General features: G+C 36.4%; 14 protein-coding genes. 3 read left to right on the top strand and 11 right to left on the bottom strand.

All coding sequences use genetic code 11. From position 1 onward, the window contains the following. Both B2906_RS01920 and B2906_RS01915 read right to left on the bottom strand, forming a co-directional pair. Window positions 1-2420: TraG family conjugative transposon ATPase (locus B2906_RS01920; protein WP_286935399.1), on the bottom strand; the 2420-nt coding region annotated here is incomplete at its 3' end. A gap of 303 nt (window positions 2421-2723) precedes the next feature. Beyond that, window positions 2724-3011, bottom strand: coding sequence for a hypothetical protein (locus B2906_RS01915; protein ID WP_219958292.1), 288 nt, complete (start codon window positions 3009-3011; stop codon window positions 2724-2726). A 186-nt stretch (window positions 3012-3197) separates the two neighbouring features. Here B2906_RS01915 and B2906_RS01910 point away from each other — a divergent pair, with 186 nt between their 5' ends. Continuing rightward, the gene (locus tag B2906_RS01910; protein ID WP_219958291.1) at window positions 3198-3830 is read left to right on the top strand and encodes an N-acetylmuramoyl-L-alanine amidase family protein; all 633 of its coding nucleotides are present in this window, start codon (window positions 3198-3200) and stop codon (window positions 3828-3830) included. A 134-nt stretch (window positions 3831-3964) separates the two neighbouring features. On the opposite strand, the gene B2906_RS01905 is transcribed toward B2906_RS01910, so the two are convergent. The 6 genes from B2906_RS01905 to B2906_RS01880 all read right to left on the bottom strand — a co-directional run bounded on the left by B2906_RS01905 (window position 3965) and on the right by B2906_RS01880 (window position 9481). After that, window positions 3965-5104 (bottom strand): DUF4433 domain-containing protein, encoded by a 1140-nt coding sequence (locus B2906_RS01905; RefSeq protein WP_286935398.1) that lies wholly within the window; start codon window positions 5102-5104, stop codon window positions 3965-3967. Beyond that, window positions 5097-5792 carry a hypothetical protein gene (locus tag B2906_RS01900; RefSeq protein ID WP_219958289.1) on the bottom strand — a complete coding sequence of 232 codons (696 nt, stop codon included), beginning with the start codon at window positions 5790-5792 and terminating at the stop codon, window positions 5097-5099. Before B2906_RS01900 ends, B2906_RS01905 begins: the two co-directional genes overlap by 8 nt. After that, entirely contained in the window at window positions 5792-6418 is a 627-nt protein-coding gene (locus B2906_RS01895; RefSeq protein WP_255590677.1) for a macro domain-containing protein, read from the bottom strand. Before B2906_RS01895 ends, B2906_RS01900 begins: the two co-directional genes overlap by 1 nt. A 245-nt stretch (window positions 6419-6663) precedes the next feature. After that, window positions 6664-8691 carry a hypothetical protein gene (locus B2906_RS01890; protein WP_219958287.1) on the bottom strand — a complete coding sequence of 676 codons (2028 nt, stop codon included), beginning with the start codon at window positions 8689-8691 and terminating at the stop codon, window positions 6664-6666. 197 nt (window positions 8692-8888) lie between these two features. Further along, entirely contained in the window at window positions 8889-9185 is a 297-nt protein-coding gene (locus tag B2906_RS01885; protein ID WP_219958286.1) for a hypothetical protein, read from the bottom strand. A gap of 35 nt (window positions 9186-9220) precedes the next feature. Further along, window positions 9221-9481: a hypothetical protein gene (locus B2906_RS01880; RefSeq protein WP_219958285.1), complete on the bottom strand. Its 261-nt coding sequence runs from the start codon at window positions 9479-9481 to the stop codon at window positions 9221-9223. 122 nt (window positions 9482-9603) lie between these two features. On the opposite strand from B2906_RS01880, the gene B2906_RS01875 reads away from it, so the two are divergent. Both B2906_RS01875 and B2906_RS01870 read left to right on the top strand, forming a co-directional pair. Continuing rightward, window positions 9604-10158, top strand: a complete 555-nt coding sequence (locus B2906_RS01875) for an SOS response-associated peptidase (protein ID WP_219958284.1) — start codon at window positions 9604-9606, stop codon at window positions 10156-10158. Next, window positions 10159-10380 carry an SOS response-associated peptidase gene (locus B2906_RS01870; RefSeq protein WP_219958283.1) on the top strand — a complete coding sequence of 74 codons (222 nt, stop codon included), beginning with the start codon at window positions 10159-10161 and terminating at the stop codon, window positions 10378-10380. A 32-nt stretch (window positions 10381-10412) separates the two neighbouring features. Here the strand turns inward: B2906_RS01870 and B2906_RS01865 are convergent, their stop codons facing one another. Genes B2906_RS01865 through B2906_RS01855 form a run of 3 tightly spaced genes read right to left on the bottom strand, consistent with a single transcriptional unit; the run spans window position 10413 to window position 12838 of the window. After that, on the bottom strand, window positions 10413-11516 hold the full coding sequence (locus tag B2906_RS01865; protein ID WP_219958282.1) for a hypothetical protein: 1104 nt from the start codon (window positions 11514-11516) through the stop codon (window positions 10413-10415). 10 nt (window positions 11517-11526) lie between these two features. After that, entirely contained in the window at window positions 11527-12183 is a 657-nt protein-coding gene (locus B2906_RS01860) for an ATPase (RefSeq protein WP_255590521.1), read from the bottom strand. Then, entirely contained in the window at window positions 12167-12838 is a 672-nt protein-coding gene (locus B2906_RS01855; protein WP_286935396.1) for a hypothetical protein, read from the bottom strand. Before B2906_RS01855 ends, B2906_RS01860 begins: the two co-directional genes overlap by 17 nt. Window positions 12839-12842: the final 4 nt, after the last annotated feature.

Here is a 12842-nt window from a genome sequence, read left to right as displayed (position 1 = left end):
GTGCATTGATGCGGATACACATATTTTTTTAAGTGTGAATATGATTTTTGAAATTTCTGTTTTACAAATTCCATGATAGCCGTTTCCATATCATTGGTTTTACCATAAATGGCCATTATGGTTTCGTTCTCCGAGCCGTCAGTGAGATAGGCCGCATACACCTCGGGTGGCACTTCCAAACGAAAGATGTTGCTCTCCTTCCCTATCTTGATAAAGATTTCGGTGTACTTCCGCTGCCCTTTCAAATCGTTCTTGATAGATTTCAACTGGTTTAGGTCATGGCTAGAAAGGCTTAGTCTTTTGACCAATTCGGCGTACCCCTTTTCATTTCGAAGGCTATAAATAACCTGGGTATTTTCAAGGATACTTGCCGAAGTAGAATTACTTGGTAATTGGTTGATGGACTGAAGAATAATCCCAATCGCCCCATTTTGTTTTCGTATGGCCTGATAGTAGAATTCGACACTTTCCAGCACGTTATCAAACTTCAATTGTTTGGCGAACTCATCGAACAGGATAATCCCTTTTTCGGCACGGTTACGCCAGATGGTCCGCTGAATGGCAGATTTGATAAGCTTCAGCATTACAGAAAGGACTTCCTTGTTATCCTTCACTTCATCCAATTCAAAAACAATAAGGCGTTTGTCCTCGATTTTATAAGACTGGTCTTCACTTACCTCGAATAAAAAACTGTAGAGTCCGTCCCCGACATATTCCGACATGATGTGCAGAAAGTTTGTGGTATTGAAATAGGCCTTATCGATGCCCAAATCATCCAATAGGGTTTCTTTCTTCTGCTGGACAAAATTGTAAAAAGCTTCCAACGAATGTGTTTCATTGGTGTTGTGCTTATAGTAATGTTGAAGAATCTTCTTCAATGCGACTTCTTGTGCTTTGGCGACCTTAAGACCCGAAGCAAAGAGCTCCAAAAGGAAGACGGTAAGGTCTTCCAACCGCTCCGGGCTTAGGTCATGTAGACTATTGATATAAAAGGGATTGATGCCCAGGTTCTTTCCCTGCTCGTAGCGTAAGGTGATGTATTGATCGGGATAGAGCTTTGCAAACTTGGTATAACTGCCGCCCAAATCAATGATGACCAAGCGTACCCCATGCTCAAAATATTGACGAAGAATGTTGTTCGCCAAAAACGACTTGCCCTCTCCCGTGGGAGCAAAAATTGAAAAGTTCCGTGCCTTGATGCGCCGCTTTTTTTCGTCCCATACATCCTTAATGACCGGTATGTTATGTTGCCGGTCGTTAAAAATGATACCCGTAGCATCCGATTTATAGTTGGTATTGTTGATTAGCAGACAAAGGGCATGTTTCAGGTCGGTGACATATAGATCTTCATCGGAAAAGTTGGATGCGAAGCAACAATAGCTATTCAGCAAATAATGTTTTCGCTCTTCCCCTTTTGGAAAATACGGTATGATATCCAGTTCCTTGAACTCCGTTTTAATCCGAGAAGCAATTTTACTTAAATCAGCCAGGCGGTCGCTCCAAAAAACCACATTAAGATGACCTCGTACGATTCGGGCATTATCGTCCTGGTTGATTTGGTCCAGAATGGTACTGATTTTACCATGTACGACCTTGTTCTGCGTACCGAAGTTGGAACTTTTGCTTAGTTCCTCTAGCCGTTTTTCTAACAGTTTTCTCCATTTGTGTTTATCGTCAAAATAGATAATTTGGTTAACGATATGGTTTTCGTTCATATTTAGCCCTAACCCGTCGATAAAGCCTTGATGAAAGACAAAATCATCTGAAGTAAAAGCATCATTCGTTTTGCTACTGCTTACCGATTCGCCAAAACACAATTCATTGTTGACGGCCAGTACATCAAAATAATGATTGCCTATTTGGCCATGGTCTTTATTGAGGACAATGTCGGTATCGAAGTCTTGATTGAACCCATTGAAATAGGTATCAGTCATCAAAAGGATTTCACTTTCTTTTAGCGGTGTAAAATCAAGTTTATAGCTGTTGTTGAGAAAACCGATTGCATCGCGAACGGATGCCGTAAAACTTTCTACAGCTACGGTCATTTTTTCAGGAATGGCTTTTGGAATTCCTCGAAATGGATTCACATATTTTGATTTGTTGAGGCCTCTATTCTTGGGCCATACGAAAAAGAGATACGTTTGATGCGATATATATTCCCTGCCCTTAAAATGTTGATGGGTCGCCTTTTCCAAAAAAGTCGTATTCGGTAAACGCTCGGCCGAATATGCTAACTTTTGGTAAACGTCCTGTTTATGGATGACCGTTCCGGCCGGCAACGATTTCAACGCTTGAAACCAACTGCCGTGCAAGTCCTCAAAATCGGTTTCCGATAATGAATAGACCTCCGGCAAATCTGCCTTATAACACAATACCAGGTTACCATTATTGGCAAAGACTAGATTGTCCTGAATATCCACAATCGGGTAGTTTTGGGTTAGATTAATCCTCATAACACAGCGCGGTTGTTTTTTTGTTGGATATGGCACTCGGAAAAACCTTTTGAAAATGCAGCATGTGTGGTTGATGCGTTAATTTCAGAAGCATCGCATACAAGGTAAAATTGACACCTAGGCCACCAACAACCAAAAGGAAACTGAAAGAGAATATTATCACCAATAGCGAACCGATAACTGCCGCCATTTGTAATGCGAACAAGGAAACCGGAAGCCCGAATATCAGCGCACGTTTACGAATGTTTCGGTATATCGGGTAACTCTTCATTATACGACCAAGGTTATCAAATAGGTAAAGATGCCAACGACGGCACCGGCTATAAGCACAAATACCAATACACGAGTAATCCCTTTCTTAAGGTCGGCGTTTTCACCAAAGAAATGTCCCGCATTGAACAGGAAACCCACGAGGAAAATGACCCCTAGAATAATGGGGAAAATGGTACGTATGGTATCGGAGATGTCGTTGACCGAATCTTCGATACCACCAATTTGGGCATAAGTAGGGGCCGTTGCCAACAGCAACAACCAGATTACTTTGTTTATTCTTTTCATCACTATTCGTTTTAGTGCCCGAAGAGGGCGGTTGATATATTGTTGTTGACGAATTTGAAATGAAAAGGAAGGAATGCGGAGAATCGGCTAAAAATTAACAGTCGGGAACGTTAAAATTTCTTGGATTTTAAATCAATCACCTAAATCGATGAAAATTGTGCAACACGCACTTAAGATTTTCAGTGAATGAAGCACAATTGTTTTTACGTATTGGTTTGGATAATATATTCTGGTTTACAGCCCATGTTTGGACAGGAGAGAAATCAAAAACCCATTGTTATCATAGATCCCGGACATGGAGGTTCTGATACTGGCGCGGTTGGTATCAATGGCCTAAAGGAAAAAGACGTGGTTATTGATATTGCCAAGGAAGTCGTTAGGCTTAGCCGAGAACTATTCAATGATTCATTGGAAATATATCTCACTAGATACTCGGACACCTTAATTTCCTTGGGAGATAGAACCAAACTCGCTAAGGCCTTAAAAGCCGATGTGTTTGTCTCCATCCATTGTAATCAGGCTATTCGGCAAGCAGCTCAGGGAATTGAAGTCTATGTTAAAAAAGGGGAACCATGGTCCCAATACTTGGCCGAGCAATTCGCAATTGGACTCCATGAAAAATTAGGCTTTAAAAACAGAGGTGTTAAATATGCCAATTTTCAAGTACTCCGGGAAGCTACCCAATGCCCAAGTGTGCTCCTTGAATTGGGATTTATATCCAATTTGGAGGAGGCAGAACATAACGAAAAGGTAAGTACTATTTCTGGGTATGCATGTTTGATTTTGGAAACGCTTTTGAAATTTTTCAACTATGATTGAGGTATCGAAGATTTTGATTTCACTTTTAAGAGACATTATGAATGAATTCTATAAAATTATAGTTAAACTGTTGGCAAATAAATAATGATTCTAGGCTCAGTATGTCAATTGTTTTAAAATTTAGTTCGTGTTCATTAGAAATACAGGCTTTTATTCATATTTACCTTAATGCCTAAATGATTTGGAAACAAAGGGAATATTTTCCCTAAAGAATCCTTGCTATAAACGAAAATTTCATCAATGTAATGAGTTTGAATTTTGTCTTTCGTCAAAACTTCAGCACATATCGTTCGTTTCTGTTCGTTTTTGATTTGAAATTCATAATGGTTCCAAGAACCTTTATTGATTAATGTCCAATTCAAGTTATTGAAATCACTCAACTTATTATAAAATTTAGTTGTTCTCACTGCTGCATTTCCGTCAGAAAAAGAAACATTGTTTTCTAATAAAATATGAGGGTTTATTTTCAGTATTATTAGATTGTCCATATTAGTGTTTTTACACCAATAATAAAATGTTGGATTTTTTAGTGTGAAGAATAAAGGAGCAAAATCGTGAATGTTCCCGCCTAAACTTTGTTCTATTCTATTTCTGCGTGCGTTAACTTGTTGATTAGAAATGTCTGTATTTACGAAACCATTTTTATGGGCTAAATTATGAGACAATATGCCAAGGTTTAGAATGCTCGGTAAATTGTCCGAATGAGTAATATAAAACAGTCCGCCAAAAGGGATTTTAGTTAGTAATTCAGGTTTTAGTTTTTCTCTTTTTGATAAAATATCCCTTTTATCGACTGTGTCAATAAATACTTCAACCTCGGCTTTTATTTTCTCAAATACCTGCTCATAGTTTTGTAATTGTTTGCTATTCTGTGAAATAAAATAGTTGTCAATTTTTGAGAAAAGGTGTTTGTAGAATCTTATAAATCTTGATAAAACCTTGTTGTAAAGATTATCAAGCCAATTTATTTCTTCGCTTACTAATTTTAGCGTTAAATGGAAGTATGAATTACCTTTTGAATGTGGACCTGGATTTGAAAGGTAGAGAGGTTTGTAAACTTGACTTATCTTACAAAAGATATGTTTTTTGATTACTTCTTGACTGAAAATATTATTGTAAAATTTTTCTAAATCAGTTATTTCTTTAAAGTTGTTATCTTGACTAATAGAAGTTAAAAAGTTATTGATAACTGCTATTTCGTCCTGCAAAAGTTTGAGGATTTTTATATAGTCGTTGTTATTATAGCTGTCAATGTAAGTCATTTGGTTATTCAAAGTAAACAATTTTAAGTCCTCTATTTGGCATTTCTAACACGAATTGCTCAACTTCATCAAAGTCATCATATGTAACTGTGAATAGATAATCTGGGTCGTAGCCTTTATATTTTATGCTATTACCATTGCTTTCTAATTTATAACTTTTTTTAGGTGAAAGAGAAGGTGCAATACCGACAACTAATTCTTCTTTATTGTCAACAAAATTCAAATTAATCGTTCTCTCAACTTCACTTTCTGATACAAATGAGTTGTTTTCATAACGTTTATGTTTGGTAGAGTAAAAAATTGCTGGTTCAGTTTCTACTTCGTCAATCTGAATTCCGTGATTTTTCTGAAAATAATCTCTCAAAAAATCCCACATTCCATCCCAAGCTACATTTTGTTGAATTCCCATTGTAGCAACCATAGCTTCTTGAGCCGTATAGTGTTCAGGAAATAATTCCATAGCACCATCTGTAAACGCCTTTGCAATTGGCACAAAATCTTGAGTTGCATTTAAAGCACCCATAAACATTGCCTCAATTGTGTTGCCCTCTCGCATTTTGTCTTTTTGATTTTTGAGAATATATAGGCAGGCATTATTAATAACTTCGGCTTCAAGTTCATTTGAGGTCACAGAACCTCTTCTTTGGTTCAGATTTGAAATTGATTGTCCTAAAATCTGTTTTGCTTTGTCTTTTGTCATCAGAATAAGTTTGTTTGAATATTTTTTATATCTGGCCGCATTGCGTAAATGAAACATTTTGAAATTGTAGTTTCTCCAATGCCTTTAAATGAAGAAAGCTGACCCATATTTTTCAAATCTTCCTTTTCTAAAATTCCTATGATTTTTTTAATCTGATTGCTCTTTAGTTCAGTTAATCGTTTTAGACTGTCTAAACTGGTAGATAAAAATGCAGTTTTAAATAAGTCGAACAAGTCATCCGAAGCGTCCTCCTTGTAAATATAAATTTCGATTGGTATTTCTACCTCTTTCAAGTGTTTTTGTAATAGTTCGAGTGATTCATCTTTGGAAAGTCCTCCATTTTGAGCACCTAATAAAGGAAAGGCAATTGATTTAATTTTCTTTTGCTGGTAAGTTTCTTTGAATTTCAGAAGTCCTTTTTCGAGATAAATTGGTTTGGTTGGGTATTTCCAATGATTTTTTGTCGGAAAGTTTAATATCCATTTATTAGTGGAATGATAAAGGTAAAGTTTGCCAATATCAAGTAACTTTTTCTCGCACATTTCCTTGTAACGCTCAAACATTTCGGGATAACGGTATCTACATTCGAGTGCAATGCCTGCTCCCATAATTCCGAAACAATTCACAGTATTGACAATTGTTTGACATTCGGTCGTAAATATGTTTCCTTCAACTATTTTCAAAATGATTTAACTTTAATTCTTCCAATAGAATATAATTTTTTGATTAGGGTCTGTTTATATTTTCCATTAATCCAATAAAGCCTCCTACTGCCTCACAAAATTATCTTCATAGTTGTTTAGTTAATCATACATCTATACCACTACATATTTTCTGTGTCGTACAATTTGTACTGAATTTCTACCATTTTTTAATAAACGAATAACTTATCGAAAAATGGGTTATGACGGTTTCTTGAAAACTCCAGAAGTTTTCGAAATGTCATAACTTCAATGTGCATATTTGTTCCTGGTTGAATTTTGAAAAATGTCCCAAATGGAGTTGTCTTCCAACCTTTATTCGTATTATATTTTGCCAGTGCCTCTGGAATAATATCTAGAATTACAAAACCAAATTTTGGGGTTGTCTCTCTAATTATGACCTGATTTCCCTTATAATTTTTTTTAACTGGTGAATAAAGAAAATCTTCAAAATATGGCTCAATTAAATCTGAAAACTCCCATCTGTAATCAGTTTTCCTTTTTTGATGCGCAATCTCGCCGGGACGTTTAAATTCAAAGATTACCATGGAGTTCACTTCACCACTGCTCCTATCTCCAAAACTAATTGGATTGTTGAACATTTGGGGTATGTCCATCATCATTAAATCGGCTTCTTTTCTACTTTTTAATTGAGAATAAGAGGTTATGGGTTTATCAGAAGCAATGAATTTGTACGTAATGAAGCGTTCATCTAAAAGCCATAAATTATGATTTTCAAAATCCAATTCCTTATTGGTAAAACCCATTGGAAAAATTAGATTGTGAATGTCCTCTTCTAATTTATAATGGTTATTCTCATCTGCATCTAAGAATTTATCAAATAAATCTATTATAGCTCTTCTTCTCATCATATAATCTGCCAAGCTATCAACATCATATGAGGTCTTTTCTTTAATGTCATTTATAATATTTTTTATAGCTTCTTCATTTACCGATTTACTATGAATGAATTGCGAAATATTATGTTCAACATTTTTCCTAGCACTATAAGAAATGCTGTATAGATGCTCTTCAAGTTTATCCTCAGAAAGATTTGGAGGAATGGATTTTAAAACATCTTGATTTTTTAGAAAAGAATTATATCTAGGAGCTTTTTCTCGGATGTATGACCGGACTTTCTGAATGCTTCTTTCTTTTGCTTCTTTAACATAAGGCGCATACTCTTCTTCCATCACCTCTGAAATTTTTTCTTCTATGTCTTGAAGAGTTAAAATGTTTACATCATTAAAGAGTAAATTTTCTTTTTCCTTCGGAATTTTAAATCCATTTCTAGTTTTATAAACATTTTGATTAAGATAATCTGAAACGAGATAAATGTCAAAAAAGTAATTTTTACCATTTAACAAAATTGGATGATTGAAGATATTATTTACGTATTTCAAGTTTCTGCCATCACCTACTGTCCTCGAATTAGCGCAATAATGCAAATAATTATTCTTGCGATTACCTTCTTTTATTGTCTTTGTAATGTAGAGTCTAAAATTTCTGCTCCCAATACTGAATACACGTTCCTTATCTTTTGAAACCTTTTTAAATAATTCATTTATGCTTGTAAATTGATCATACTCCTTATCCCAAATTTCTATTAGGGGTAATTTTTTATTCAGGTAATAAATTAGACAATGGTCCATTATTTTTGCTGAAATGATCTCCAAGGGCATGGCTGACTTTTCTAAAACCACTTGGTTATTACAATTATCTAAATGAACAACCGTTTTATATTGCTCTATCCCAGATTCTTTAAATTCGGTTTCATTAATCTCGTTCTTAACAGTAAAGGAAAAATTCCTGCTATACCATTTTCCTCTTTCTTCATAATTACTTTTTACATGAAATTGTTCAAAAGCAGCCAGAACCGTAAATCTTCCAACGCCTTTACATCCGTAATCTTGATTTATTTGAGAAAATGGGGTTTTAAACGACTCAAAATTCTTTTCATTAAACCCAATACCATTATCTATTATTTTGAACGAAGAGATTGTTTTGATATTTTCAAAAGTGGGGTTCTGAGGAAGTACGTTTCTAAATATTTGAATTTGAATCTTCTTTTCTTCTTTTTGAAGTTCCGATTGCTGAAGGCTGATAATTGAATTCACAATACATTCCAACAAAGGAAGTAAAACGTCTTCATGACTTAAATCAACTTGCTCTACAATATTTTTTACCGGTACTTCCATAATTTTAATTCTAAAACGAGCTTAAAATGAATCGATTAATAAGTAATCCCAAGGGGTATGCCTTGAGTGTTGAACTCCTAGGAGCCTAACTTTTCATACTACTAAAATAGATATAATTGAATCTTAATCTTCTATGACTAATTGTGTTTTTTACTCTCAAGCCTTATTCTAACCCGAGAATGTTAAGGTGATTTTTATTATTTCCTTCTTGTATAATACTCAATATGATTACCCTTCTTGGGAAAGTTAAAGCAATACCCATTTTTGGCATCTTGGCAAAATGTAAAAAGAAGTAACCCATTAAATCGAATGGGTTCATGTTCGTACATCATTGAGACATATTTACCATTGCTTATTACCATAGTGCATTTAGCAATGACCTCATCTTCCCATTTCATATTTTGATCAGCCAAGGCCATGTGAACATTACCCATAATAGCTTCCGGTATATAATTCTTAATCGTTAGTCCTTCAATGAGATGCAATGTACGCATGCCGATATTGATTGTCCGTATGTCCTTGTTTGGTTTCATTGCAAATGAACCCTTACCCAACCCGAATCCGGTAAATCATACCTGTCAATGACCATCAGCCCCCAAGTGCCTTTTTGAGGGTATTTATACTTTAACATCGTATTGCTGTCCCCTGCCTCTATGTAGAACAGAGCCAGTCTTTTTGGAAAGCTTAAGTGCTTATTTTCGCATTCCGTACGCAGTCGGTGCTCTCCTATTTCCTTTAGCAAATGCTTAATTGCGTACCTGTCATAATTTCTAAAAACAACATCTCTCATTAAATTTAGATTGTTGGATTATTTCCTTTTTTATGGAATATTTCCAAATATAGAAAATGATTTTTTGTATATTTCAACTTTAACAGTCTTCCGTTAAATTAGTGTCCATTAAAGTATCTATTATGTGCTACGACATCAAAACGCAATTAGAAACACAGCTTAGAAGAGCTGAACGTGACGGGGACGTTCATGCTATCGAAGAAATAATGGAAAAACTTTTGCCATTGACCGATTTACCTATTCATCATTCCTCCGGTTTTAACCACCCCTCTGTTCTTATCTATACCAATGAGGACCCTTACTTTCCAGTAGTATCGACGTGGGGACTTGTCCCATTTTGGGTAAAGGACGATAAGCAAAAAAATGGAATTTGGAACAAAACCTTAAACGCTCGGGGAGAAACTATCTTTGAACTTCCTTCTTTTAGGGATTCTGCGAAGAAAAGAAGATGCTTGATTCATATCGACGGTTTCTATGAACACCATCATTTTGAGGGAAATACCTACCCATTTTATATTTCAAGAAAAGATGATGCCCCACTTACCTTGGCAGGGCTTTGGAGCGAATGGACGAACAAAGAAGATGGTTCACGTTGGAATACTTTTTCCATTGTAACCACTGAAGGAAACTCATTGATGTCGAAGATTCATAACAATCCCAAACTGGAAGGCCCATGAATGCCCTTAATCCTGCCAGAGGAATTAGAGAATGATTGGATAGAGCCCTATGATGAAAATCTTTGGGATAAGGGTCAAAAGAAAGCCATTGAAGAATTGATTCAGTCTTATCCAGAAGAAGAGCTTAAGGCACATACCGTAACTCGCTTAAGAGGAAAGGAATATGCAGGTAACGTGCCAGAAATTTCGAATCCCGTCGAATATGAAGAATTGGTATTTTAAGGTCATACTTTAGCTTAAAACAAAGTTCAGCATCAATTGAAATCAGCCCAAATCAACGGATGTTCACTTGCTGCATGCTGCTTATTGGCGATTGATGGGTACAACCTCCATTTCGGTTTGCGTTCAGGCCAGGTGCCCATTCTATTCATTCCGGAAGCCTTAACCATTTCGAACAACTTGGGAGACAACATGAAGTAATCTTTTTGTTTGATATTGACCCCCATTCGGTAAGCCCCCATACTGAAATAGTTGCCACTACTCCCATTATCCCTGTCAGCTGTAAACCGTTTGTGCTTTGAGACATCAATTAAATCCGTTTCCCGAAGCAATGGAGCCAAGCAATGGCTGTAGGATGCCTCATTCAATGTTCCACTGACAATAACCAAGTCCTTTCCATTCCTTAGTTTTTGTTTATAGATTTCAGACACCTTTTGGGCTTGCTTTTGACGTTGGACCTCGTCTGCCGAAAAGTGGTTGTTCAAAACCCAGATAGAATCTCCGTTGGGGGTACAAATCTCGTATTCCTGACAATCGATATCGAATAACGAATACCCTTCCTTATCCAAGTCATGTAGATGATTCTTAAATCCGTTTAAGTGATATCCGTTTTTTAGGAGTATGCCCATACCCAAATCCCTATTATCATTGGTTTCAAATACCATGACCTCCTGATATGGCGTAATTTTTAGCAATGGCAGGAATTCGGAATTGAACTCCATCAACGAGGCACGATCTTCCACTTCCTGCAAAACAAGAATATCTGGATTGGTTTCCGCGATCATGTACGCCTTACTGAATATAGCCTTTTCGTGGATGGGTCGGTTCCCTAATTTCGTCCAACCCTGCCAGTCTGTAAGAAAGGATGCTTTGGTTGTATTTTCCAATACCCTACCTTTAAAACACAATTCCCCAGCGCGTCTTTTGAGTATTGCATAGGGATTGTCTTCTGTTTTTTCAAAACCAAGAAGAAAGGACAAATTATTGATTCGCTCACTATCGTTTATGGATTTGTTGGGTTTACGTAAAAGACTGTCTAATTCACTTATCCAATCGGTAGCATTTTTAGTTCTACTCGTTGAAACCAAATCCCGATGCCTATGGAACAGATTCTGAATGTTGAAGGTGGCAATTTTCATATATTGATTTTTAAGTTCTCTTGTCCTTGGTATTCTTATCAAAAGCTATCAGGTTGAACATTTGACGCATCCGGCTTCGTACCCTTTTTCCATATCGTTCTTCCAATTCTTCCGCATTTAAATTTGTGGTAGCATGCGTGGGTATTTTGGATGATAAAAAGAGTTCATATCGGGAAAGGATAATTTCGCCCATCACATTACAATCCTTTCCAAAGTGACGACCCAGGGGCTCTACCCCTAAGTCATCAAAGCAGTAAAATCTTCCATTGCCATAATCCTCTATAATCTTAAAACCGATATGATTAAACCCAAAAGAAACATTTCGGGCCGGAATTAGCTCATAAGGCCTTCTGTGGGGTACGATATGGCGTATTAAACGCATCAGACTGGTTTTACCGCAGCCGACCGGTCCCGTCAACAGAATACCCTTGTCAGGATCGATTCCATATTTTGAGCAGTTCTCATAATCTTTGACCATATAGTTGCAAAGCCTCAAAAGAACACTCTTATCTTCTTCATAAATCTTAAAATGCTTTCCGAAGAGCATTCTGCCTTTTGCCTCCAAGTAAATAAGCACCTTGGTAAAATCGTATTCTACTTTTCTACCGTCCAACTCACCCAAAGAGTAGACCACACTTCCTTCCCTTATTTTAGAGGGGTTCTCCATAGTTCTTTTGTTCGTTGGTAATTAAGTAATCCGTGTTCTTAGATACTATTTGAAGTTTGGGTTTCTCTTTGATTTCCTCTGCCCTCAGCATCCAATTGGCAGCAATGGCCTTCCAATCCTCAATTTTTGTTTTACCTCCAATTTTCCAACCTACTCCTTCGTAATGGTTAAAGAACTTAACGGCATTCAGGGAAGGCCAATTTTTCAATTTAAAATATTCAATAACCTCCAATTCATTTTTTGGTTTTCTCTCTTTAGATAGTTTATATTGTTTTGAATGTTTTATATATAAGGTAAGTGGTATATTTTTGGGACAGTAGCGTTGCATTAGTGTACCAGTAAGTCCTGTTTCTGTACTACTACTGGTACAGAATTGGGACATTCTGACCATGGTTTTCTGAGTGGGGTTTTGCGTAGGCAAGTAGTTGATATATTCCCAATCCGATAGGTCTTTTATCAACCGGTGATATGTAGATCGCGAACCGATTTTTGCCAATTTCATGATTTCGGTTCTATTGGCATAAAAACCGTCGGGAAAGCGATGCAGATTCCAATAGAAAAAGAGAGCAAAGTACAAACTAAGGTGTGCGTAATTAAGACGGTCATCCCCATAGAACTTATAAAATATAGCGTTCAAATGTTTGATATAGTTCATTATG

The organism is Algoriphagus sp. UBA3586 (assembly GCF_002376385.1).
GTDB lineage: Bacteria > Bacteroidota > Bacteroidia > Cytophagales > Cyclobacteriaceae > Algoriphagus > Algoriphagus ornithinivorans.
Note: the sequence above shows the minus strand (reverse complement) of the source record. Positions and strands in the feature narration are given on the sequence as shown.

Coding starts and splice junctions, on each gene's coding strand:
- B2906_RS01915 (WP_219958292.1), bottom strand. CDS start 3,011: ATGAAAAGAATAAACAAAGTAATCTGGTTGTTGCTGTTGGCAACGGCC.
- B2906_RS01910 (WP_219958291.1), top strand. CDS start 3,198: ATGAAGCACAATTGTTTTTACGTATTGGTTTGGATAATATATTCTGGT.
- B2906_RS01900 (WP_219958289.1), bottom strand. CDS start 5,792: ATGACAAAAGACAAAGCAAAACAGATTTTAGGACAATCAATTTCAAAT.
- B2906_RS01890 (WP_219958287.1), bottom strand. CDS start 8,691: ATGGAAGTACCGGTAAAAAATATTGTAGAGCAAGTTGATTTAAGTCAT.
- B2906_RS01885 (WP_219958286.1), bottom strand. CDS start 9,185: ATGCGTACATTGCATCTCATTGAAGGACTAACGATTAAGAATTATATA.
- B2906_RS01880 (WP_219958285.1), bottom strand. CDS start 9,481: ATGAGAGATGTTGTTTTTAGAAATTATGACAGGTACGCAATTAAGCAT.
- B2906_RS01875 (WP_219958284.1), top strand. CDS start 9,604: ATGTGCTACGACATCAAAACGCAATTAGAAACACAGCTTAGAAGAGCT.
- B2906_RS01870 (WP_219958283.1), top strand. CDS start 10,159: ATGCCCTTAATCCTGCCAGAGGAATTAGAGAATGATTGGATAGAGCCC.
- B2906_RS01865 (WP_219958282.1), bottom strand. CDS start 11,516: ATGAAAATTGCCACCTTCAACATTCAGAATCTGTTCCATAGGCATCGG.
- B2906_RS01860 (WP_255590521.1), bottom strand. CDS start 12,183: ATGGAGAACCCCTCTAAAATAAGGGAAGGAAGTGTGGTCTACTCTTTG.
- B2906_RS01855 (WP_286935396.1), bottom strand. CDS start 12,838: ATGAACTATATCAAACATTTGAACGCTATATTTTATAAGTTCTATGGG.